A 23,228-nucleotide genomic window follows, 5' to 3' on the forward strand; every position below is an offset into this window, starting at 1 on the left:
CTAGCGTTGTGGAACCACACCGACTCCATCCCGAACTCGGAGGTGAAACGCAACTGCGGCGAAGATACTCGGTGGGTGACTGCCTGGGAAAATAGCTCAGTGCCAGGTTGATTATCAAAAAGCTCTCTTGCCGAATAATGATGCAAGAGAGCTTTTTTGCTTTTTGTATTGGGGGATAAATACTTTTGCTTAATTTCTTGAATAACCTTTAACCTAGAATTGTTGAACGAGAGATTGAGCTGTGGATGCCATATTAGAGCGATCGCATGAATTAAAACAAGCTTTAATTGAGTTTGTCTTGGAGGCGGAAGGAGAGCTGGCGCAATCGCTAGAAGCTTATGCCGCTGCTCAGCCACACCGAGAGCGTCAGGATATTGCACAAAGAGACCTAATTATTGATACCTTCTTGACTGAAGGAAAAGTAGGGGATGGGGATAAAGACGTTTTGGATTTGTTTCTGGAGAGCCAGCCAGAATTGTCCGAAAACGATCGCAACTTAGTCGGTAGCTGGCGGTGTAGCTTCATTGGCTTGTTTGCTACGCTCCAAGTCTTACCAGATGGCTTTGAGTTGATGAACTGGCTGACTGCTAAGCGCTACATCGTCAAGCCAAACACGCTTCTAACGTGGCAGGAGATGAGCCGGTTTAAAGAGGGAGAAATTTTACTCACTCGCATTGCACCTGTAACCGAGAGCGTCTGGATGTTTTCTGGCCCTTGTATCCCAATGGGGAGATTAGGAAAACCCAAGCTGGCGGTGGCAATCGGAAATTTTAAGGAAAATTACAACAAGTCGCTTTATAGCGATGCCCCAGAACTTCTAGAACTGGCGTGGCAATCAGTAGAACAATATCACCAAGATTTTCTGGGCTTTTTTGGTAGCGACGAAGTCGTAATGCCTGGGTACCAGATGAATAAGAAGATAGAAGAATTTCAGGAATTACTAACTAAGAAACGCTTAGCAGCGGCAGGCATTGATGAAAATAAATCGCTCTCGGAAATAGCCGCAGAAGCTGGGGTTACAGAAGAGGAAATGAAAGCAGCCGCAGAAGAATCAGGTGCCGATTCAAAAGCGATCGCTCAGATGTTTGACAGCAAAAACCCAACTAAGATGGTGACACCTAAAGTTGAGTTGCCTGCAAATCTCAAGAAAGCCGAACAGCTAACAGCCCTCACCCATCCTCGTTGGGGTCAAATATTTCTGCCTACATACAGCCGGTTCAAGGCAATGCTAGAAGCAGAAGACTGGCAGAACAACATTGAAAACACTGAGAAGCTGGTTCGTCAGTATCTAGAAGACTCGACGATTAATGCCTTCATTTGGCATCGCTTAGCCGAAACTTATCCAGCCCAAATGGAAAAGCTGTTGAAAACAGTGTTACAGCGTCCAGAATTGAAAATTGACCGCGATTTAGACGCTTTACTCCAAGAATATAACAAGGCGTTAGAGCCTGATTTACCGGAGATTGCCAGTGTGCCAGTGCATTTACATGATTTATTTCAGGAAGCGCTGGCAGATGTTAATAAATCAAAATCTAAGGGCAAGAGTAAAAAGAAGATAGGAATAGGCTTTCAAAAGTAGCGATTGGGGCTGAAGTGGTTACTGTAGCACTTCTCAGTTGGATGGAATGTATTGGGGTTCTAAGGTTTGGTAGGGGCTTTTTGATTGCCATGCCCCTACAGATGTATCGCAACCCAATCGAGAACTGCTATAACTCCAGTGCTATCTTCAGTGTCAGCAATTGGTAGAATCACTATTTGCAACTTCATCCCAGTCCCTCTTCATGCCAGCCGCAGTTGTCACGCTAAAAAACACTGAAAATCAGGATCGTTTAATCATTCAGAATCCCGCAGCAGGGCTATTCTTGCAGGGACGTATTCGGGTACCAGGGGATAAATCTATCTCCCACCGGGCTTTGATGTTGGGAGCGATCGCCCAAGGAGAAACCACCATTCAGGGACTCCTCTTGGGAGAAGATCCCCGCAGCACTGCTAGCTGTTTTCGGGCGATGGGTGCCAAAATTTCGGAACTGAATACGGAAATGGTGCGAATTCAGGGCATCGGACTCGGCTACCTACAAGAACCAACCTCAGTCTTGGACGCCGGTAACTCAGGTACTACCTTGCGGCTGATGCTGGGGCTTCTCGCCTCTCATCCGGGACGTTTTTTTGCTGTGACGGGGGATAGCTCGCTGCGCTCGCGCCCAATGTCTCGCGTTGTTAAACCGTTACAAGAGATGGGCGCTCAAATTTGGGGACGTCAGAACGACTCTTTAGCGCCTCTAGCAATTCAAGGACAACAACTGCGACCGATTCACTATCACTCTCCGATTGCTTCAGCACAAGTCAAATCTTGTATCCTCCTAGCTGGATTGATGGTGGAAGGACAAACTACCGTTACCGAACCCGCCCTCTCCCGCGACCATAGCGAACGGATGCTCAAAGCTTTCGGGGCAGAACTCAGCATCGATCCAGAAACCAATAGCGTCACCATTACTGGCTCAGCCAAGCTGCAAGGGCAGCCGGTGGTTGTGCCTGGGGATATCAGCTCAGCTGCCTTTTGGCTGGTTGCTGGGGCGATTGTACCGGGTTCGGAGTTGTGCGTGGAAAATGTAGGGGTCAATCCCACCCGCACCGGCATTCTGGAAGCTCTGGAGAGGATGGGCGCTGACATTCAGATGGAAAATCAGCGGATTGTCGCGGGTGAGCCAGTAGCAGATTTGCGGGTACGTTCCAGTGCCCTTAAAGCATGTGAAATTGCTGGCAATCTAATTCCTCGCCTGATAGATGAGATTCCGATTTTGGCTGTAGCGGCAGTGTTTGCCCAAGGAACTACTGTAATTCGAGATGCAGCAGAGTTGCGGGTCAAAGAAAGCGATCGCATTGCCGTTATGGCATCTCAGCTCAACCGCATGGGTGCCAAGGTTACAGAAAGACCCGATGGGTTAGAAATTACGGGGGGCACTCCTCTCATCGGCACTGATGTTGATAGTCATACCGACCATCGAATTGCCATGAGTTTAGCAATTGCTGCCCTTAATGCAGAAGGCACTACCACAATTGGGCGTGCGGAAGCCGCGGCTATTTCTTACCCTGACTTCTTTCAATCCTTAATCGGGATTATCAAGTGATATTTAAGCTCAGATGCTTACAGCATTTGCGTTTTCACCCTAGTTAAAAAAAAAGCAAGGTGGGTAGTATCCACTTTGCTTTTTAAATGAAGAATCACACAGCGATCGCCTTGGTTTTAGGCGATAATTGTTCGCGGTTATGAGGTTCCTCAAAATCAATTAACGGCCCTTTCGGAACAATTCTGGTGGGATTAACTTTTGGGTGGCTTTTATAGTAATGGCGTTTGATATGGTCGAGGTTGCAGGTTTCCTTTACCCCCGGCACCTGGTAGAGGTCTTTCAGGTAATTCCAGAGATTGGGGTAATCCACAATCCGGCGTGAATTGCACTTGAAGTGGACATAGTAAACGGCATCAAAGCGCAAGAGAGTGGTAAACATACACCAATCTGCCTCGGTGAGGCTTTCTCCACACAGATAGCGTTGCTCCGCTAACACTTTTTCCCAACGATCGAGAGCATCGAATAGTTCCGTCACCGCTTCATCGTAGGCGGCTTGGCTAGTCGCAAATCCTGCTCGATAAACGCCATTATTAATCGGTTGGTAAATTGCATCGATCGTCTTATCAACCGCCTCCTGCAATTCTGTTGGATAAAAATTCATCTCAGACTTGGCGAAATCATCGAATTCTGTATCAAACATCCGAATGATCTCGCGGGATTCATTATTCACAATCGTGGTAGTTTCTTTATCCCAAAGAACTGGGACAGTCACCCGCCCATTGTAATTAGAATCCGCTTTAAGATAAACTTCCCACAAATAGCGAGTCTTATTTACCGTATCGGGGATAGAACCTGGTTCTTCTGAGAATTCCCAACTATTTTGCTCAATTTCGGGTGCCACGACTGAGAGACTGATAACATCTTCTAATCCCTTCAATTGGCGCATAATTGCGGTTCGTTGCGCCCAAGGACAAGCCCAGGAAATATAGAGATGATAGCGACCTGGTTCAGCCTTAAAGCCACTAGAACCATCAGCTGTAATTTTGTTGCGGAAGGTTGTTGATGGACGAATAAATTTTCCTTGGGAGTCTTCTTGTTCTCGTTCGCTAACCCACTTTCCATCAATCAAAAGACCTAAACCCATAACGTTCTCCTTTGAGAGTATGAAGGGCAACCCCAGGAAGATTGCCCCACACTTATTGGTTCAGGTTCTCACCTAAAATTCATCGGTCTTAGGTGCAAAATAGGGCGAGTACCTTACTCAGCGCTGAGGATTTTTGGCACTTTGAAAAAGTCACCCTCTTGATCTGGGGCACCTGTGAGAATAGCTTCCCGGTTGGGAAAGGGTTGCAGTTCATCAGGGCGTGTCACATTGCTGACATCAATTGCCCTTGTTGTGGGTTGCACATCACTGACATCAAGTTCGCTTAATTGTTCAAAATACTCCAAAATACTGCCTAGTTGGGTCGTAAATTGGGCTTCTTCTTCGGGGGTCAGTTCTAGGCGAGCCAGATGGGCAACTTTGCGAACTTGTTCGCGGTCAATCATAACAGTGGTAATGGCTTATTGGTAATTGGTCATTTGATAGTAGATAGTAGGTAATTTTTTCTCTTTTGTTGATTACCTATTACCTGTTACCTAAAAGAAGATATCCATCGTAGATCGCCCAGTCGTTTTGAGCCAGTTTTGGGCTTCGATGTAGTTATTCGGAGCCATACTAATCGCTTGTTTCCAATATTCTCCGGCTTTGTCAAACAAAGCTTCAGCAGCTTCGGGATCTCCATCTTCCTTGATCTTTTCACCCTGGAAGTGGTAAATGACGGCAATATTATTCAACGCTTGAGGCAGGCGGGGATTGCAGTCAAGGGCTTGGTGGTAGTATTCCAAAGCCTGCTCGTGGTCACCATTGCTGGCGTATATCAGCCCCATATTGTAGAGGATATAACTGCGGTCGTAAGTGTCTTCCTCTAGCGTTAGGGCTTCCCTGTAATTGTCTAGAGCTTCGGCGTATTCACCATCTGCCTGCGCTGACATACCATCGCGGTAGTAGATGAAGGCTTCTTTTGCTTTCTTGTTGGCAGGCAGGATTTTCAGGATTATATCCGCCATTACCGTGAAGCTCTTGTCAATGAAGTTATCGTTTTTTTGCGTTCTTGGCATATCCGGCTCTGTAATGCTGCGCTAATTAGGAGAGTGTAGACTGGTCAGTTTATCGCTCAGTGATGCTCTTTAAGCTAATTTAACGCGCTCTGGGAGTCAACTGGATTGAGATTAACAAATGCGATCGCGCATTTGTTGTTCTTTCCTCAATCAACCGAGTTTCTCAGTATTTTTTTTCGCAGACGTATTATTTTATACAAAACAAATACTAGTCCTTGTGTATATTTAGAGAATGGAAATCTGTGCGCTTATATATACGGAATTAAAGCTTGGCGATCGCTCAGATGTAAGGCTAATGCACCCTTGACTATGGTTGGGGTTAATAATGCAAAGTGCCATCTGGGAGAATTGCACTATTGAGCTGGACGCCTTCGAGAAGCGCATTCTCAAAATCAGCATTTCGCAAATCCGCCCCTCGCAAGTCTGTTTCTCGGAGAATGGCGTTGCTCAAGTCAGCACCGATCAGATTCGTTTGCCGCAAATCAGCCTTGGTGAGGTCAGCGCCCGGTAACTTCGCCATCGTCAACTCAGAACCGGCAAGGTTAGCGCCTGTGAGATTGGCTTTAATCAACGCCGCTAAATTCAAATTAACGCCGCTCAAGTTGGCACCGCTAAGGTCGCTATTAATCAAGCTGGCACCGCCTAGATTCGCCCCCCCTAAATTGGCACCCCTTAAATCGGCAGCACTGAGATTGGCACCGGCGAGATCAGCACGCCTCAAGTCAGCCGCCCTTAAGTCCGCATCTCTCAACTCAGCACCCCTCAAGTCACACTGAGGACATTGTTTAGTTTTTAGCAAATGTTGAACGTGTTCCAGATTGGCTGCTTTGAGTGGTGTGGTTAATCCCAAAAGTGAGAATAGGAGAGCGAACAGCCACGTTAGCGTTGCCAAGCGGCGCTTCGGTTTAGGGTGGCATACGCTAAGAGCGAATAGGTTAAGAGCGATCGCGCGAGTTCTGGGTTTCATAATCTGCCTGCTGGAATTTGCCAAAATTTTATACTGGTGATAGTAGCCTCCGTCCTTGAGGAAAGCACATGGCTCCCAATCCCACCCTCATGCAAGCAGTTGAACACCTGGGCTACCGTGTCACGGTTGGCGATGTGGCGACCCAAGCTGGGTTAAATGTCAACATGGCTCAGGCTGGATTACTCGCTCTGGCATCCGACGCCGGTGGACACTTGCAGGTAGCAGAAACCGGCGAGATAGTCTACCTTTTCCCTAAGAATTTCCGGACAGTTCTCCGCAATAAGTTCTTGCGGTTGCGACTGAAGGAATGGTGGGAAAAAATTTGGAAAGTTTTGTTTTACCTGATCCGGATTTCCTTCGGGATTATCCTGATTGCTTCCATTGTCCTAATTTTTGTCGCGATCGCAGTTATTCTAATCGCCGTCAATAGCAGCCGCGACAGCGATGATTCCGGCGGCGGTCATCACGGTGGCGGCGGTATGGTTTTTATGCCCCGCTTCTGGTTTGGCCCTGACATCTGGTGGTTTTTCTATCCAGACTATAGCGATCGCTACCAGCAGCGTCGTGTCTCATCCCCTCAAGGCAAGAGAGAGATGAACTTCCTAGAAGCCGTCTTCTCCTTTCTATTTGGCGATGGGAATCCTAATGCCGATTTAGAAGAACGCCGCTGGCAAGAAATTGCCACTGTCATTCGCAATAATCAGGGTGCGGTGACAGCCGAACAAATCGCCCCTTATCTCGATGACATGGGTAAAGGCTGGGGCAAAAAATACGAAGATTATATGCTGCCCGTCCTCACTCGTTTTAATGGGCAACCAGAAGTCAGCCCAGACGGAGAAATCGTCTATCACTTCCCAGAATTACAAACTACAGCGCAAGAGCGAAATTCGCAGCCGGTGGCTGCTTATCTTCGAGAGCGTCCTTGGCGCTTTAGCCAAGCCGATAGCGGACAAATTATGCTCTCTGCTGGATTAGGTGCCGTGAATATTATCGGTGCTTTAGTTCTTAATTCCCTGTTACGGGGTGAGATAGGAGTTCAATTAGCACAATCTGGCGGACTCATCGCCTTCGTGCAGTCAATTTACTGGATTTTACTGAGTTACGGCATCGCCTTTTTGTCAATTCCCCTAATCCGCTATTTCTGGATTCAGTGGAGAAATCAGCGAATTGAAGCCCGAAATCAACAACGACAAGAACGAGCCATCTTGTTGAATCAAGCGAATTCTGCTTTGCAGAAGAAAATTGCTTATGCTCAACAATTTGCTGCGAAAACAGTCATCGGTCGCGAGGATTTAGCCTACACGACCGAAACCGAGCTGATAGAACAGGAGATCGAGCAAGCCGATAAGATTGATGCAGAATGGCAGCGTCGCCTCAACCAAAGTGGTTCATAAAGATTCTTTGGGGCGTTTAAAAATCAAGAAACCATAACCATAACCCGGATGGGAATTTACGCCGGTTAATTCCCAGCCTTCCTGTCCTAGTTGATTGGATAATTCATGGAGAGGTGGGATGTCTTGTTTATCTCGAAAGTCTTTTTCGTTGACACTTTTGGGTCGGAGATCGCCTGCAAAGTAGTCAAACCGAACAAAGCGGTACTCCCACTTTTTCACAGCAATCCTTCTGGCGTTTAATTAAGTCAGCTGAAAAGCAAGGAGCGATCGCTCCGGGATGAGCGAAGCGGTAGCCACCAAGTGACATCGCTTCGCTCATCCCGACTTTGGGGAGGTAACAGCCCCGCCTCTACTGCACTTTCATGCTAGCGATCGCGGTGCGCTGGTAATAATGCCCCAAAATTTGCTGGTAGTTTGTCCCCTGCTGAGCTAAATTGTAAGCCCCCCACTGGCTTAAACCAAGACCGTGACCGAAACCACGACCGTTGAGCTGAAAACCCGTTCCTGTGGAGCTAACCGTGAACAACGTACTCCTAAGCTTCAGTGCTTGACGCAGCTGACTTCCAGTCATCCGCCGCGTGCTACCACTTCCAACGACTTTCATCGTCATAATCCGTCCGCTAGGAGTGGTGCGTTCCGGTATCAAAGATTTAACATTGCTTACACCCAGAAGCCGACTAAGTTCGTTGCGGGAGAAGCTTTTCTGCCACTGGTAGCCTGGTGTCCCTTGGTCGTAGTCTGGAACGCCGCGCAGGTAAGCCAGGGGTTCCGACCAAACATTTTCCACATTTTCCGTGTGTCCTCCAGAAGCGGAGTGGAAGACAGCAAGAATAATTTGACCGTTGTAGGTTAAAACTTGCCCAGCCGTGGCATTCACAGCCATTTGCGTTGACTCGGCTTCGGTTTCCAGACCTTTGTAAACTTGCCAAGTCTGGGTATCGCCGACATCAAAAACGCTATTGCCAGCAGTTTGACGCTTATACAGGGCGTAGGAACGAGCGGCGACAGCTTGCGCCTTCAAGGCTTCCAGAGGCCAATTAGCACTCATTTCCGAGCCTAAGACGCTGTAAAGATATTGTTCTAAATCAACTTGGTTGACGGCGGTGAGTCCTTTGCCGGTGCGAACCAATCGAGTGCGTCCCCGATACCAGCGATCGCCGATCCAAACATAACCGCCAGCCGTCGGTTCCACTATCAGCTGCGTGCTTTGCTCTCCGCCCAGCGCCACGCCACCGCTTGTAGGACGGGCTTCCATGCCATCCATTGCCGCCATTTGCCCTACCACTCGACCGGCACTATCGCGGATTACGGCTTTGGTGGAACTGCCCACGGTAATCTTGCTGACGCCTTCTTGAATCGCTACGCGCAGTTCCATCGCTTTAGCGGGAGCAACCAGCATAAGCCACAACAAAAAAGTCAGCCACCATTTAGAAGGATGTAGCCGCCCGGAGGACGCCTTCCCGAAGCCTAAGATGAAGCAAGAAGTCTGAAGCATGAAGGATTTCTGTTTGCCTAGGAGCTGTTTAGTTACCATCTATTAAAATCTCCTCACACGATGCCAAATAGAGTGCTAGGGATAGTCATTATTAAATTCCACTTAAATTGAGCATGAGAGCAAGAATCCCGTCCTTGAACTTCTCTTAGGAAGGTGGATTTATTAAGTCCCAATTCAAAAGCGTATGGGTATGGCACAGAAAAAGCCCTTACATGAAGATGAATGAGTGTCAGTTATTTAATCCACGTTCCTTAGTTCAAGACCCTTGAGAGCTGATCCGCTTATAAATTGGCACAACCCACTGACTTTTCTTATCGTGGATATATTTACCATGTTTGCTGCCGGAGTGCTACTCATAAACCTTGTGAACTTTTATCCTGAGTCTTCAGCGGAACTGCGTGTTCCCCAGATGCTGTGTCAGGATAGTTACGGAAGGCAATTCCTAGACTTTGTGACCGTTTTCTTGCCAAAATGCAAATTACTTTTTTAGGGACAAGCTCTGGTGTACCGACGCGATCGCGCAATGTGTCCAGCGTGGCTTTACGGCTACCTCAACGAGGAGAACTCTGGCTGTTTGACTGTGGTGAAGGTACCCAACACCAGCTATTACGGAGTGACCTGAAAATCGGTCAACTGAACCGTATTTTTATCACCCATATGCACGGAGACCATATATTCGGCTTAATGGGTCTTTTGGCAACCTGTGGTTTGGCTGGCAATGTTCAACGCATTGACCTCTACGGTCCCCCCGGTCTCAATGAATACCTGCGTGCTTGCAGACAATACTCTTCAACCCATTTTTCCTACCCGGTTCAGGTTCACATCGTACAGCCTGGAGTGGTGTATGAAGATGAAGAATTTATCGTCACCTGTGGCCCCCTGAAGCATCGCGTCACTGCTTTTGGCTACCGAGTCACTGAAAAAGACCGTCCGGGGCGCTTCGACGTGGAAAAAGCCGCAGCCCTGTCAATTCCTCCGGGTCGGGTCTATGGACAACTCAAACGTGGCGAAACTGTGACGCTGCTAGATGGGCGGCAAATTCATGGGGCAGATCTGTGTGGCCCGACAGAAATCGGTCGCAAAATTGTTTACTGTACCGACACAGTTTATTGTGACGAGGCGGTGGAACTTTCGCAGGATGCGGATGTGTTAATTCACGAAGCGACCTTTGCCCACCAAGACGCCCAGCTAGCTTTTGATCGCTTGCACTCCACTTCAACGATGGCGGCTCAAGTTGCTCATACTGCTGGTGTTAAGCACTTGATCATGACTCATTTCAGTCCCCGCTATGCCCCCGGTAATGCCATTGTGCTGGATGACCTGCTTACGGAAGCGCGTGCCATTTTTCCGAGTACGGAATTGGCTTATGATTTTCTAAATTATGAGGTGCCTCGGCGGCGGGAAGAGGAATTAAAAATTAAAAATTAAAAAAGAGAATTTTTAATTTTTAATTGTGCATTGTTACTGTTTACAGACCGCTGGCGTTCCGCAGCCGGTCGCGTATTTCAACGAGACGGTTTTGACTGCTGACGGGCGATCGCGGTAGCGGAACTTCTGTGTTGGGCCAGCCGCTGAGATCGTTACAGGGACACGCTAAAGGCGGCATTCCCACAGTCCGGACGGGGACGGGCATGGTGCAACGAGAACAGGGTGACACATCCCATGCTGGTGTCAGCAACTGGGCAATTGGTTCTGCGGTACCCTCTAAGTAGCAGTCCCCCGACTCTGGCGAGAGGATTTGCTGCCAGCAGTTTTCAAATTCTTGCGAGTAGCGATCGCCCCGAATCACGGGTTGCGGCAGCAGCGCTTCTTGACCATTCCGAATCAAAACTTTTTTGCCTAACTGAAACCAATAAGCAAGATACTGTTTGACTTGGTGTTGAGATGCCATAGCAAAAGAGTGAATGGTAATAGGTATAGGGTAATGAACAACTCGCTTTTTCTCAATTAGCAATGAGTCATTCGCAATTGCCAGTTTGCCTTTAAGTCTTTCTATGCTAGCGCCTATGATAATTTTGGTAACGGCGTTCCCAGGTGGCTCAGGTTGAGAACGTGACCGGCAGTAACTAAGTAGACTGGGTTAGCGATCGCGCCCACTCGACGCACCAGCCTTCCCAAGCGATCGCGGAACATTCGACCGAGGGGATAGGCGGGAACAACGCCCCACCCCGTTTCCTCTGCCACTAAGATCGCATCACTGACGCTACTTTCCAAACTTTCCAGCAACTCCTGGCACGTCCTTTCCCAAGATTCATCGTCTTGGTCTAAAAAATTCGCCACCCAAGTTCCCAAAGAATCAACGAGGAGACAACTAGAATTCTGAGATGCCCGAATCGTTGCCGCCAGTGTTAGCGGCACTTGCAGCGTTGTCCATTCCCTAGGGCGTCGTTGTTGATGTTGTTCAATTCGAGCCAGCCATTCTAGATCGTTGGGGTCAACGTGAGCCGTTGCCACATAGATAACCGGCTTACCCGAACGCATTGCCAGAGTCTCCGCCCACTCACTTTTCCCGGAACGGGCTGGACCAGTCACTAAGATTAAATGCTTAACAGAAGTCATTCAGATGCGATCGCAAAGAACTTTTTTATCCGTTTCCGGCGAGTTGTGCATTAAAGTTAAATTCAACAGTGGCAGGATTTGTATCTTACCCACCTGTACAGTGTCCGGGTTATTCTAGCGGTCAGGCTTCCCATAAATTTTCGTTTTGTGCATTGAGACCGTTAATCCTACCAGACAAATAAACAAATAAAATAGAAACACAAAGCATAGAAACACAAAGCAAGTAAAAATACCAGGAAAAGCACCAATCCCAACCTTTTAGAGATTCTAGCGGCAGTTAGTTAACAGGTTTGATTTGCAGGAGTGGCGTCAGATAACTATGAAACCAGAATTAAAACGGATTGAGACAACACTGGATCGATTGGCTGATCAAAGTCCTGTCATAGAAAATCCGTCCCCTTGGGAAGATCAGCCCGATCCGAAGGGGTGGGGTTCAGAGGCATCATCAGATGCCAATCGCTCAATTTCAATGACCGTACAGGCTTTCTCTGACCAAAAGCAATCTGGCAAGACACCCGTCCTGCCAAAATTAAAAGCCCCCAGTTTCACCAACCATCGGAACGCTGCAAATCCTGCCTTGGCGATGACCCTGTTGCAAGAAATTGAAGCGATTGTTGGAGGTTGGCAGAAAGAACTTCATCAAACCTTACGCCAAATTCAAGATATTTATCTAGAAGGGCCGATTGTTGATGGTTGGTTAGAGTCTCATTCCCGCGAACCAGAGGTTGGGGTTGAGGCGCTGCGTCAGGTGGTAGACAAGGGTCATGCCAAGTCCGTACACCAGCTGATGGACTATGTAGAAGAACTGTGCAATCAACCCGATGAAAAGGTGACTTGTGAATCTCCACGGGCTGGATACCGCCTGGTAGGAATGGATGAGAATGGTCAATTTTGGTCGCGTCCCTGTCCACCCGAACAGATTCCGAGTGTGAGTGTCGCGATCGCTCGTTATCAAAAGCTGCGCCTGCTGCTGAATCGCAAAGAGGATCTGGAAACCCGCCTCAGTCAACTAGCGGAAACACTCGTTGTTCTACATAGTCATCTAAGTGAGAATTAAAAATGCAAAATTCAAAATTGAAAATCAGTAATTTCTGCGATTTTTAATTTGTAATTTTGCACTTTTAATTAAGGTGTCCCCAATCCCAAATTTATGACAGAGCCTAAAGTTTCTGCGATTATCTGTACTCACAATCGAGAGCAGTATTTAGGTGCTGCCATTGATAGTTTGCTGAATCAAGATTTTCCGGATTTTGAAGTCGTGGTAGTGGATAATGCCTCCAGCGATCGCACATCCGACATCGTCAAAGCACGACCAGGGGTAAGATACGTCTACGAAGGCGTTATGGGTCTATCTGTCGCCCGCAACACGGGTGCCAAGGAAGCCAAAAGTGAAATTCTCGCCTATTTAGATGATGATGCCGTTGCTAGCCCGTCTTGGCTGTCGGCACTCTATGATGCTTATCAAAGCAATGAAAAACTAGCGATCGCGGGTGGCAAAGTTACCTTAATCTGGCCCGATGGCATCACGCCTCCTCTGTGGCTTTCCCCTGGACTATCTGGGTGCTTGGGAGCATACGATTTAGGAGATTCCATCGTCTATATCAAACAACCTGGTATGACCCCCAGAGGCTTGAATTACTCGCTCAGACGTACCTTTTTAGAGCAAATTGAGGGGTTCGATGTTAATCTGGGTCGAGTCGGAAAAAATTTGTTATCAAATGAAGAATTACACATGACAGAACGGGCACTCAAATTAGGTTGGCAAGTTGCCTATCTGCCTGACGCCTTGGTTGCCCATAATGTATCTCCCGAACGCCTTGAACAAGCTTGGTTTTTGAGCCGAGGCTGGTGGCAGGGCATCAGTGAATGTTACCGCGAACAAATCGCCGGTAAGGCAGGACCGCGCCAGCTATTGTTAGGAGGCGAACGACTCGTGCGAGGTCTCTACAAATCTGTTAAATATTTTGGTGATGCTGCCCAACGGTTCGACAATCTCGTGTATGCCTACGGTCAGGTGGGTTATTTGAGTGCAGCAATTCAAGGGATGTTATCTGCTCCTTTCAAAGTGCAAAATCCAGAGCCGGAATTAAAAATTGAAAAAGAAAATTCTTAATTTTTAATTCTTAATTGCTAATTTCTAATTGTTCTTTCATCCTTCACGGTCATGACCTCCACACCCTCCAAACTTCCTGTTTCGGTTCTGATTCCCGCTAAAAATGAACAAGCAAATCTGGCGGCTTGCCTGGAGAGTGTAGCCAGGGCTGATGAAGTGTTTGTCGTAGATTCCCAAAGTAGCGATCGCTCGATTGAAATTTCCGAAAGTTACGGCGCAAAAGTTGTCCAATTTCACTTCAACGGTCGCTGGCCTAAAAAGAAAAACTGGGCTTTAGACAATCTACCTTTTAGTAACGAATGGGTGCTAATTGTTGATTGTGATGAGCGCATTACCCCCGAACTCTGGGATGAAATTGCAACTGCCATTCAGAATCCAGAATACGAAGGCTACTACCTGAACCGCAAAGTATTTTTCCTCGGCAAATGGATTCAACATGGCGGTAGGTATCCCGACTGGAACCTGCGTTTGTTTAAGCACAAAACAGGTCGCTACGAAAACTTGGGAACCGAAGAAATTCGCAACACAGGCGACAACGAAGTTCACGAACACGTCATTTTGCAAGGCAAAGCAGGCTATCTGAAAAACGATATGCTGCACATTGACTTTCGGGACGTGTTCCACTGGTTGGAACGACATAACCGCTACTCGAACTGGGAAGCCCGCGTTTATTTAAATATCCTGACTGGCAAAGACGAAAGCGGTACGATTGGCGCTAATTTGTTTGGGGATGCGGTACAGCGCAAGCGGTATCTCAAAAAAACTTGGGTGCGCCTTCCATTCAAACCGTTGATTCGGTTTATTTTGATTTACATTATTCAGCGAGGGTTTTTGGATGGGAAACCTGGATACATCTATGCACGGTTGATGAGTCAATACGAGTATCAAATTGGTGTCAAACTTTATGAATTAATGGAGTTTGGCGGTCAGTTGAACGTAGCGGCTTCCTCCTCCGCGCCTCCCCAGTCCGTACCCCAGCCAGATTCATTAAAAGGAAGCGTGTAGGGTGTTGGAACCAGGCGAACAACCGCCAGCGATCGCGTCGGAATCTCTTGTTGATTTACGCCGTTACGACCAATCCTGGTTTGACAGAGGACGACCGGGTTGGTTTGTCTTGCTGTGGTGGTTGGTACAAGCGATCGCCTTTCCCTTAACTCCCCATCCCTTTAGCGGTATCCGTTGCTGGCTTTTGCGCCTATTTGGGGCAAAAATCGGCAGCGGCTTAGTCATCCGACCAACCGCCCGCTTTACTTATCCCTGGAAAATCGAAATCGGAGATTATAGCTGGATTGGGGATGATGTCGTTTTATACAGCCTTGACCGCATTCAGATCGGTCAGCACTGCGTCATTTCCCAAAAAAGCTACCTCTGTACCGGCAGTCATGACATCCAAGACCCAGCTTTCAAGTTAATGACAGCCAGTATCACGATTGGCAACGGCGTCTGGATTGCCACAGATTGCTTTATTGCGCCTGGGGTTGAAATCGGAGCAAATTCTGTGATTGGGGCACGTAGCAGCGTTTTCGGCAACATTCCACCCCAGCAAGTTTGCTGGGGCAGTCCTTGCCGTCCCCACTACCCTCGAGAAATTAAAAATGGGTAAAGAATACCTTTTCGTTAATTTTTAATTTTGCCTTTTTAATTATTCATTCATATTCCGATAAGTAGCAACGGCTGACGGAGAGATTCGGTTTAAGTAGCGGAAAATCCAATACTTAAATATCGTGTCCAAAATGACGGGAAAGGTAGCAATAAATAGAAAGTTAAAATCCCTGTTTTCGGGTAAGCCTAAATGCCTTGCCGTTCCTTCCAGAATTACTTCCCAGCCGTGAGGAGAGTGAAATCCCACAAATATGTCAGTGAACAAGATAATAATAAAAGCTTTAGCACTGTCACTGAGACCATAAACTACGTCATCTATAAAAGCTTTGAAAACTGCAATTTCTCTTTGGCTGTTAAGCAGCAAAAGGTAAAGAGATCCCGCTGCAATTAGATCGGCAAAAACATTTTTGATAGCGTTGGCACTTCTGTAACTATATTCTTCCCCAATTTTTAATGCCTTCTCTTTAACTTCTTCTTCCATTTCCTCCTTAGATAATTGAGGAGCTACACCGATTAAGCTTTTGAATTTTAGTAATTCTTCAAATCTTTGCAATTCCTGAAAAGCTTCTTCTTCTAGATCGACATTCAGGAAAATTTCAGTTCTGTTTGGCTCCCGGAAGCGATCTACAAGAGGTCCGACAAAGAAAGTTTTACTTACTTGTTGAGTTAATAAAGGAACTAAGATTAAAACTAAAATAAACCGAATAGAAACAATGGTTTTCGTTTGAGAAGTACGAAAACTTTGAACAACTTCTTCTTCTGAATTCGGGTCAAAGTTTCTCTTGAGTCGATCTAGCGTACTCAAGATTGAGCGAGGCACAAAACTGGTTGTGTCAGTCATTGTTTCTGCCTCATCAGCCACTCGGTCGTCTGTAGAAAACAAAGTTGGCTGATTGACTAGATTCTTCGCTTCAATCCGGTCAACCTTCCTCAAATTTACTTCTACAGATTTAGATTTAGGAACAGGGACTAAGGCTGATGAGGAACGATTTTTTTCAGGCTTGTATTTAGATAAAACATCATCAATAAATTTAAGCTTTTCTAAAGTTATGGATTGTTTATCTTGAGGTTCAAAATCTTCTGTTCTAAAATTTGCCGCTCCAGTCGTCCTTGTTTTTCTTGTTACATCTGGATTAGAACGAGTCACTACTGAAGTGCTGGCCTGAAACTCTGCTAGCCCAAATTTAGCCGTTTTTAAATATTTTTTAAGTTTCGTTTCAAAAAAAGACATGGCATTTTCACGGTATTTTTGACCATCGGGGGAGATTTTTTTACCGTCAAAATGTTCATCTTCCAAAGCCTTAATCATTAAGGCTGCCTTATATGCGCGATCCAAGGCTCTCTCAGGAGTTTCTGAGAACCACTGGTTGGCAGTTCCTAAGTAAGATTGGAGCTGTGACAAGAAAGATAGTTTCATAATAGAAACCGAACGATTACACAAGTATCACTCAGCGTTTAGCAATGTTAACGCAATCGCAGACCATCTGGATCGTCGGGCCGACTCGCAGTGGAAAGACAACTCGCCTTGTAAACCTGTTTTGCCAGTGGGTTGAACGGGGATCTCAACCGCGAGGTTCGCGTCGGAAGGCGGGAAGGCGGGAGCAGGCACCGACAATTTTAGTCTTTGCTGCTAATGATGATAATCGGAGCGAATTAGCTGACCGCTTGGCTACAGCAACACAGGGGCGGTATCCGATTCAATCTAAAACGCCTTTGGGTTTCTTTCAGGACGAGGCGATCTTATTTTGGCCTTTATTGATTCAGCGGTTGAATCTTAGGGCACAATTTCCAGTTAGACTGCGCCCAGAAACTGAGCAGGAGTTAGCCACCCGGTTGTGGCGTCCGGAGTTGGATAATGGTAGCCTTCAGTTTTTGGGGGTGAGCGAGTCTCGTTCGGTGCGTCGCATTCTGGACTTGTTGCAGCTGTGCGCGATCGCAGGACGACCCCTTGAAGAAATTCCCAGTCTTCTCGAACAAGGTTTTGCAGATCAACAAGGGTTTGCCAGGGACGACGATCCGGTGGTGGAGCGCCCGGACTGGGAGAAAATCGGAAAATTGCTGATTGATTGGCGGCAATGGTGTTTAGACCGGGGATTGCTGACCTATGGGATTATTTGCGAACTTTATTGGCGTTATCTACTGCCAGACGAAGCTTATCAGCAGCACTTGATTCGCCGGTATCAGGGAGTACTGGCGGATAATGTGGATGATTATCCAGCGATCGCCTGCGATCTATTCAACTTCCTTTTAGATAAAGGAGCAGCCGGAGCCTTTACCTATAATCCGGATGGGGCAGTGCGACTCGGTTTGAACGCCGATCCAAATTATCTAGCCAGTCTGGAGTGGCGCTGTCAGGTAGAAACTTTGAGCCAGGAACCGAGCAGTATGGCGGCACTTTACGGAAAGCCGGTGGTGGAAGCGGTGAGCGATCCCATGTTTCTGTTGACCTTACCAGAGTCGGTACAGTTGATTCAAACCACATCCCGCGCTCAGTTGTTGCGAGAAACCGCTTTAGCGATCGCAAAGGCGATACACAGCGGGCAGGTGCAACCTCAGGAAGTGGCAGTGATTGCCCCTGGTTTGGATGCGATCGCCCGCTATACCTTAATCGAAATCCTCAGCAGCCAGGATATCCCCGTCCAAACCTTGAGCGAACAGCGCCCCCTGAATGCTTCCCCCACGAGCCGGGCACTGCTGACGCTGCTGGCGCTCGTTTATCCAGGCTTGGGGCGACTGGTAGACCGGGATGCCGTGGCGGAAATGCTGGTGGTACTGAGTCAGGAGTCCGGATTCAGGAGTCCGGAGTCAGGAGGTAGCACCCATTCATCCCCGATCGTTCATCCTTCATCCTTCAAGATTGACCCAGTCAGGGCGGGTTTATTAGCCGATTACTGCTATTCCCCCGATCCAGAGCAACCCCGGTTGCTGCCGGTGACCTATTTCCCCCGCTGGGATCGGCTAGGGCACTCAGCCTGTGCTGCTTATGAAGAGATTTTGCAGTGGCTAGAAGTGCAACGAGGTCAGCTGGAACAGCGTCTGATTCCCAACTGCGTCGCCCTGCTTGACCGGGCAATTCAGCAGTTTTTGTGGAAAGGCAGCAATCTCCCCTACGACCAGCTAGCCGCCTTACGCGAACTGATGGAAACCGCCCAACACTACTGGGAAGTTGATGGACGGTTGCGGCAGAGCGATCGCAGTGAAACCCCAGATTACACCACGATCGATCGGTTTATCTGCTTGTTGCGTCGCGGTACTGTCACCGCGAACCCTTACCCTGTGCGCCCCCTCGGTCTTGACCGTCACGCCGTGACTTTGGCAACCATCTTCCAATATCGGGCGGCTCGTCGGTTCCACCGATGGCAATTTTGGCTGGATGCCGGTTCGCACCTCTGGTCAAAAGGCGGTGCTGCCACTCTCTACGGTGCCCCTTTGTTTCTCAAGGATTGGTCGGGAGAGGCGCTAACCGAAGAAGATACCCAAGAAGCAGATGAGCAAAGACTGCGGCGGATTTTGCTGGATTTACTGGGGCGAGTGGGGGAGCGAATTTATCTGTGCCATAGCGATTTGGCGACCAATGGACAGGAGCAAAGTGGCCCGTTATTGTCCTTAGTCAATGCTTCAATTCCTTTGAACCCTGATTATGCACTCAGCTAACCACGCGATCTTGGCGAGGTTTTTAGAGGGCATGGAGAAAAAGGGTGAGTATCCAGATATATGCCCAAGCCATCGGTATCCCGATAAATAATCCCGCGATCGCCCAGCCTCTTTGATGGGCTTTGAATTGTTCAATACTCCGCCATTTTTTACTTTTCCAAGCCCATTCATTGCCCTTAGAACCGAGGGCGAACCCCATCAACCAGCCGACACTCGGTATCCAGGCTAAAAGTCCAATCCAAACATGATTGCTCAAAGGCCATAGATAAGGCATCAGAAATGCGCCCCAATTCCAACCTTTGATTTCATCGGGTACTGGTACTGTCTCATCCAATAAACCGCCTTGCCCAGAATTATTGACCAGGGTTGGTTGCTTTGAAGGTTGGATACCCGTTGAAGTTTTAATCCTTGTTCCTTCTTTAAGCGCTTTCAGGGCAGATTTTGCACCCGCGAACCGTTCCTCTGGAGCTGGTTCTGTTAACTTTTGAATCCAGCTAATGAATGGGGGACTGATGCTCACCTGCTCAGAAAATTGAATCCGCAAGTTCCGAGAAGGCAAATCTGCCGGTGCCGTACCTGTCAACAAATGAATTAAAGTGGCTCCCAGGGAATACAAGTCTGAAGCTGGAACAGACCTTCCGCCAAATTGTTCCATCGGCGCATAGCCGTAAGTTCCGACGACAGTAAAGGTAGCTCCCTCTTTCGCGGCTTTATCTTGCACCGCTCCAAAATCAACCAAATATACCTTGTCGTCATCACCCCAAATTAAATTGCTCGGTTTGATGTCTCGGTGTAGGACTGGGGGACTCAGCTCGTGTAGATAAATCAGAATATTCAGAATTTCCGAGGCAATCTTACGGACTTCCTTTTCAGTGAACTTTTTCCCTTGTAAGAGTAATTCCTTCAGAGAGGTACCGGGGATGTGTTCTTGGACTAACCCGAACCAGAGCGATCGCTCATCGATACAAAAATCATCCCCATATTTAGGAATTCGGGGATGATTCAACTGCTTAAGTATTTGTGCTTCTCGCTCAAACAGTTTGAGATCGTCCCACTGTACCTCTCCACCAAATGCAAGGAGTTTGACAACTACCGACTTGCTAGGTTGGGTTTCCAAATCATCTGCCAACCAGGTTTGTCGCCCAGCATTTTGCCCCAATCTGTGTTTCAGTTGATAACGCCCCTGTAATATTTGTTCGGCTTGCAACATTATTAGTTATTTTCCGTATAAAGCTGAGATGGGGGATTTAGAAACTTAGTATTTGCCTTGACGTCTACCGATAATTCGGTTTTTCATCTTGTCACAGCGCCCTTATCTACCTTCCTATCTGCTCTTTTGGTATCTCTATTGTGCCCGCAGCACAGGCTGGTTTGCCATTGTTATAAATTGGCTCTGGCAGTTTGGCACTACCAACAGCCTTAGATTCACACAAAATTGCTATCGTTGTCATTTTGCCCTTAACAGCATCTGAGGATTTTGCAGGAACTATAAACACACCTCCAACATAGCTTTTTTTGTTTTTAGGATTCCGGGGTATTGCGTAGTTAAATGCAGCTTTACTCGCCAGCACAGGAGTTGCATAGTAGTCGTATTTTCCTTTTTGTGTTTTAATGCCAACCCCTAGTTTTTCAACCGAATCAGAAAAGTCATTGTTTTCTATAAAATAAGCTTGCTGACCCCGATTCATCGCCCCAACAGATTGTTTCGCTTCTGAGTTTTCAATTTTGGCCCGCTTGGCAAAAAAACTTGGCAGAGCAATAGCCGCAATGAGAGCCATAAAAGTAAATAATGGCAGCACAGTTAAAAGAACTAAACGACCATAACGAACCGAATTGCCCTTTGACGGAGCCTCTGTTTCGCTATTGGAGCTTTTAAAATTTTCCACTTGTTGCAGAGCTTCAAGTGCCTCGCGCGCCGTGGTAAATCGTTTTTCTGGAGCTGGCTCTATAAGCTTCTCAATCCAACTGCTGAAATGAGGATTGAGGCGAACTTTATCGGTAAATTGAATCCGCATCTGATGCTGCGGTAACTCAGAAGGCGGCGTTCCAGTTAACAAGTGGATTAGGGTGGCTCCTAGTGCGTAAAGGTCGGATGATGGAACTGCACGTCCCCACAACTGTTCTGGTGGCGCATAGCCACTGGTTCCCACCACAGTAAAGGTGACACCTTCTGCCTTTGCACGGTCTTGAACCGCACCAAAATCAACCAAATAAAACTGCCGATCTTCCCCCAAAATTATGTTGCTAGGTTTAATGTCTCGATGTAATACAGGTGGACTTAATTCGTGCAGATAAATTAGAATTTCTAGGATGTCCGTGGCAACATAGCGTACCTGCTCTGGTGTAAATTTTTTGCCTTGATCTAATAGCTGACGCAGGGAATTGCCGGGAATGTAATCTTGCACTAATCCAAACCAAGGTAAGCCGCCGCCTGCCTGTTCACCGAGAGAAAAATAATCTTGATAGGTCGGAATTCTGGGATGGTTTAAGTTTTTCAAAACTTGAGCTTCCCGTTCAAACAGCTTGAGTTCCTCCCACTGCATTTGAGGGCTGAAAGCTAGCAATTTGACAATTACCGATTCGCTGGGTTCTGCTTCTAAATCTTCTGCCAGCCAGGTTTGACGCCCTGCATTTTGTCCCAGTTGTTGTGTGAGGTGATAACGCCCCTGTAATATCTTTTCTGCTTGCAGCATGATAATTTTACTTAGTTAGTTACTAATTGAAAGATTGAAGGATTACGAATACCTAGTTTGGGATGGTCCTTGGTCATTCGCTCCTATCTCAGCCAGTCTTGGATCTGTCGAGCTATCCAGTTACATTCAGGTTCAGTCAGGTTCTGAGCGAAACAGTATTTCAGCAATCCAGTTTCGAGAGCGACTCCTTCTAAAGGAATTGCTTCAACATTTTTGATGCTGGAAATTTTCCCCCGATGGCTAAGATATTTCAACCCAAACAATTCCCTTTTAATTACAAAGTTATCTTGATAGAATTCGATGCAATAATCTCCCCAATAGTTGAGTATGGGCCATTTCAAATCGGCGGGAATTTTCCACAATTCATTGTGTAGGCTCATCCATAGCCGACCCAAAATAAGTGTTAATAGAATGGAGAAGATGAACAAAAACATCGTAGGAAGCGATGACAACAGGGAGAGGAGCATATAAAATATTGAGAAAGCCAGCGATAACAGCACCAAACCCAGCAAAAATAGAGCGATTATGGAGGTCGCTACTAGCATCAATTTCCCTGTAAAGGCGAGAATGTCTTTAACTAGCAAGATTCCCCGCCCAGGAATTTTAATTTTTAACTGAGTAGAAGACTTCCAAAGCTGAACGCGACTGCCAGCAGGCTGACGGATTTGTTGCAGGAGGGCGTTGAGAGAACGATTGGCTTTGAGATCCTCCAGTGCTTGACGGGCGGTGCGATATCGTTGCTCTAAATCGGGTTCTGCGATCGCTTCAATCCACCGGACAAAATTGGAGTTAAGGCTAACCTTGTCGCTAAAGTGAATCCGTAAATTCTTTTGAGGCAACTCTGCCGGGGCGATGCCGGTTAACAAATGGATCAAAGTCGCCCCCAGCGCATATAAGTCGGATGCTGGAACTGCCTTTCCCCAAAATTGCTCTAGCGGCGCATAGCCAGTCGTTCCCACCACAGTGAAGGTGACTCCCTCCGCCACAGCAGAATCTTGAACTGCGCCGAAATCCACCAGATAAATTTGTTCATCTTCTCCCCAAATCAAGTTGCTAGGCTTGATGTCGCGGTGCAGCAACGGCGGGCTTAACTCGTGCAGATAGATAAGAATATTCAGCACCTCGGTGGCAATCTGCCGCACCTGGGCTTCGGTAAAGCGTTTGCCCTGTTTCAATAATTCTTGCAGGGAGGCACCGGGAATGTATTCTTGCACCAATCCAAACCAGCACAAACCAGCGCCAATCTGCTTATCGAGAGAAAAATAATCTCGATATTGGGGAATTTTGGGGTAATCGAGATTTTTCAGAACTTGCGCTTCGCGCTCAAATAGCTTGAATTCGTCCCACTGCATCTGGGGGCTGAAGGCTAGCAGTTTGACGATGACTTGTTGTGGCGGTGATGCCTCAATGTCAGTTGCTAGCCAGGTTTGACGCCCAGCATTTTGTCCTAATTTTTCTTGAAGTTGATAACGCCCTTGCAATACCTGCTGTGCTTGCAGCATCTCGCCCTTGGTTCCTTAGCG

21 protein-coding genes and 1 rRNA gene are annotated in these 23,228 nt (G+C 47.3%); 10 read left to right on the forward strand and 12 right to left on the reverse strand.

The window, feature by feature from the left end; all coding sequences use genetic code 11:
- The 3 genes from rrf to aroA all read left to right on the forward strand — a co-directional run.
- Positions 1–108: ribosomal RNA gene (gene rrf, locus H6F52_RS02150) — 5S ribosomal RNA — on the forward strand; the annotation flags it as partial.
- Between the two features lie 133 nt (positions 109–241).
- Positions 242–1,579: a hypothetical protein gene (locus H6F52_RS02155; RefSeq protein ID WP_190531644.1), complete on the forward strand. Its 1,338-nt coding sequence runs from the start codon at positions 242–244 to the stop codon at positions 1,577–1,579.
- Positions 1,580–1,781: 202 nt separating this feature from the next.
- Entirely contained in the window at positions 1,782–3,128 is a 1,347-nt protein-coding gene (gene aroA / locus H6F52_RS02160) for a 3-phosphoshikimate 1-carboxyvinyltransferase (RefSeq protein WP_190531646.1), read from the forward strand.
- A gap of 94 nt (positions 3,129–3,222) precedes the next feature.
- Here the strand turns inward: aroA and H6F52_RS02165 are convergent, their stop codons facing one another.
- The 4 genes from H6F52_RS02165 to H6F52_RS02180 form a co-directional block, all read right to left on the reverse strand.
- The gene (locus H6F52_RS02165) at positions 3,223–4,212 is read right to left on the reverse strand and encodes a glutathione S-transferase family protein (protein ID WP_190531648.1); all 990 of its coding nucleotides are present in this window, start codon (positions 4,210–4,212) and stop codon (positions 3,223–3,225) included.
- 113 nt (positions 4,213–4,325) lie between these two features.
- Positions 4,326–4,616, reverse strand: coding sequence for an Asp-tRNA(Asn)/Glu-tRNA(Gln) amidotransferase subunit GatC (gene gatC, locus H6F52_RS02170; protein WP_190414356.1), 291 nt, complete (start codon positions 4,614–4,616; stop codon positions 4,326–4,328).
- A gap of 90 nt (positions 4,617–4,706) precedes the next feature.
- Positions 4,707–5,228 carry a photosystem I assembly protein Ycf3 gene (locus H6F52_RS02175; RefSeq protein ID WP_190430410.1) on the reverse strand — a complete coding sequence of 174 codons (522 nt, stop codon included), beginning with the start codon at positions 5,226–5,228 and terminating at the stop codon, positions 4,707–4,709.
- A 319-nt stretch (positions 5,229–5,547) separates the two neighbouring features.
- Positions 5,548–6,195 (reverse strand): pentapeptide repeat-containing protein, encoded by a 648-nt coding sequence (locus H6F52_RS02180; RefSeq protein ID WP_190531650.1) that lies wholly within the window; start codon positions 6,193–6,195, stop codon positions 5,548–5,550.
- A gap of 68 nt (positions 6,196–6,263) precedes the next feature.
- On the opposite strand from H6F52_RS02180, the gene H6F52_RS02185 reads away from it, so the two are divergent.
- Positions 6,264–7,589 carry a hypothetical protein gene (locus H6F52_RS02185; protein WP_190531652.1) on the forward strand — a complete coding sequence of 442 codons (1,326 nt, stop codon included), beginning with the start codon at positions 6,264–6,266 and terminating at the stop codon, positions 7,587–7,589.
- On the opposite strand, the gene H6F52_RS02190 is transcribed toward H6F52_RS02185, so the two are convergent.
- Together H6F52_RS02190 and H6F52_RS02195 are read right to left on the reverse strand one after the other, a co-directional pair.
- Positions 7,584–7,808 (reverse strand): hypothetical protein, encoded by a 225-nt coding sequence (locus H6F52_RS02190; RefSeq protein WP_190531654.1) that lies wholly within the window; start codon positions 7,806–7,808, stop codon positions 7,584–7,586. The two genes, H6F52_RS02185 and H6F52_RS02190, sit on opposite strands and share 6 nt — an antisense overlap.
- A 130-nt stretch (positions 7,809–7,938) precedes the next feature.
- Positions 7,939–9,123 carry a SpoIID/LytB domain-containing protein gene (locus tag H6F52_RS02195; RefSeq protein ID WP_242033823.1) on the reverse strand — a complete coding sequence of 395 codons (1,185 nt, stop codon included), beginning with the start codon at positions 9,121–9,123 and terminating at the stop codon, positions 7,939–7,941.
- 432 nt (positions 9,124–9,555) lie between these two features.
- On the opposite strand from H6F52_RS02195, the gene H6F52_RS02200 reads away from it, so the two are divergent.
- Positions 9,556–10,512, forward strand: a complete 957-nt coding sequence (locus H6F52_RS02200) for a ribonuclease Z (protein WP_190526345.1) — start codon at positions 9,556–9,558, stop codon at positions 10,510–10,512.
- Positions 10,513–10,552: 40 nt separating this feature from the next.
- Here the strand turns inward: H6F52_RS02200 and H6F52_RS02205 are convergent, their stop codons facing one another.
- Positions 10,553–10,975 carry a hypothetical protein gene (locus tag H6F52_RS02205; protein ID WP_190531656.1) on the reverse strand — a complete coding sequence of 141 codons (423 nt, stop codon included), beginning with the start codon at positions 10,973–10,975 and terminating at the stop codon, positions 10,553–10,555.
- A gap of 113 nt (positions 10,976–11,088) precedes the next feature.
- Positions 11,089–11,643: a bifunctional adenosylcobinamide kinase/adenosylcobinamide-phosphate guanylyltransferase gene (gene cobU / locus H6F52_RS02210; protein WP_190414368.1), complete on the reverse strand. Its 555-nt coding sequence runs from the start codon at positions 11,641–11,643 to the stop codon at positions 11,089–11,091.
- Between the two features lie 319 nt (positions 11,644–11,962).
- Here cobU and H6F52_RS02215 point away from each other — a divergent pair, with 319 nt between their 5' ends.
- The 4 genes from H6F52_RS02215 (at position 11,963) to hpsU (ending at position 15,359) form a co-directional block, all read left to right on the forward strand.
- Positions 11,963–12,700 carry a hypothetical protein gene (locus tag H6F52_RS02215; protein ID WP_190430415.1) on the forward strand — a complete coding sequence of 246 codons (738 nt, stop codon included), beginning with the start codon at positions 11,963–11,965 and terminating at the stop codon, positions 12,698–12,700.
- A 93-nt stretch (positions 12,701–12,793) separates the two neighbouring features.
- Positions 12,794–13,756, forward strand: a complete 963-nt coding sequence (locus tag H6F52_RS02220) for a glycosyltransferase family 2 protein (protein WP_190531658.1) — start codon at positions 12,794–12,796, stop codon at positions 13,754–13,756.
- Positions 13,757–13,807: 51 nt separating this feature from the next.
- On the forward strand, positions 13,808–14,761 hold the full coding sequence (locus H6F52_RS02225) for a glycosyltransferase family 2 protein (RefSeq protein WP_190531660.1): 954 nt from the start codon (positions 13,808–13,810) through the stop codon (positions 14,759–14,761).
- Positions 14,762–14,792: 31 nt separating this feature from the next.
- Positions 14,793–15,359, forward strand: coding sequence for a hormogonium polysaccharide biosynthesis acetyltransferase HpsU (gene hpsU, locus H6F52_RS02230; RefSeq protein WP_190531760.1), 567 nt, complete (start codon positions 14,793–14,795; stop codon positions 15,357–15,359).
- A 39-nt stretch (positions 15,360–15,398) separates the two neighbouring features.
- Here hpsU and H6F52_RS02235 read toward each other — a convergent pair whose 3' ends face one another.
- Entirely contained in the window at positions 15,399–16,775 is a 1,377-nt protein-coding gene (locus H6F52_RS02235; RefSeq protein ID WP_190531662.1) for a proton extrusion protein PcxA, read from the reverse strand.
- 44 nt (positions 16,776–16,819) lie between these two features.
- Between H6F52_RS02235 and H6F52_RS02240 the strand changes: the two genes are divergently transcribed.
- Positions 16,820–19,012 carry a recombinase family protein gene (locus H6F52_RS02240; RefSeq protein WP_190531664.1) on the forward strand — a complete coding sequence of 731 codons (2,193 nt, stop codon included), beginning with the start codon at positions 16,820–16,822 and terminating at the stop codon, positions 19,010–19,012.
- A 22-nt stretch (positions 19,013–19,034) separates the two neighbouring features.
- Here the strand turns inward: H6F52_RS02240 and H6F52_RS02245 are convergent, their stop codons facing one another.
- The 3 genes from H6F52_RS02245 to H6F52_RS02255 form a co-directional block, all read right to left on the reverse strand.
- Positions 19,035–20,222, reverse strand: coding sequence for a serine/threonine-protein kinase (locus H6F52_RS02245; protein ID WP_190531666.1), 1,188 nt, complete (start codon positions 20,220–20,222; stop codon positions 19,035–19,037).
- 106 nt (positions 20,223–20,328) lie between these two features.
- Positions 20,329–21,705: a type IV pilin-like G/H family protein gene (locus tag H6F52_RS02250; protein WP_190531668.1), complete on the reverse strand. Its 1,377-nt coding sequence runs from the start codon at positions 21,703–21,705 to the stop codon at positions 20,329–20,331.
- Positions 21,706–21,788: 83 nt separating this feature from the next.
- Entirely contained in the window at positions 21,789–23,207 is a 1,419-nt protein-coding gene (locus tag H6F52_RS02255) for a serine/threonine-protein kinase (RefSeq protein ID WP_190531670.1), read from the reverse strand.
- Positions 23,208–23,228: the final 21 nt, after the last annotated feature.

It is taken from the genome of Coleofasciculus sp. FACHB-542 (assembly GCF_014695825.1).
Classification (GTDB): Bacteria; Cyanobacteriota; Cyanobacteriia; order Cyanobacteriales; family FACHB-T130; genus FACHB-T130.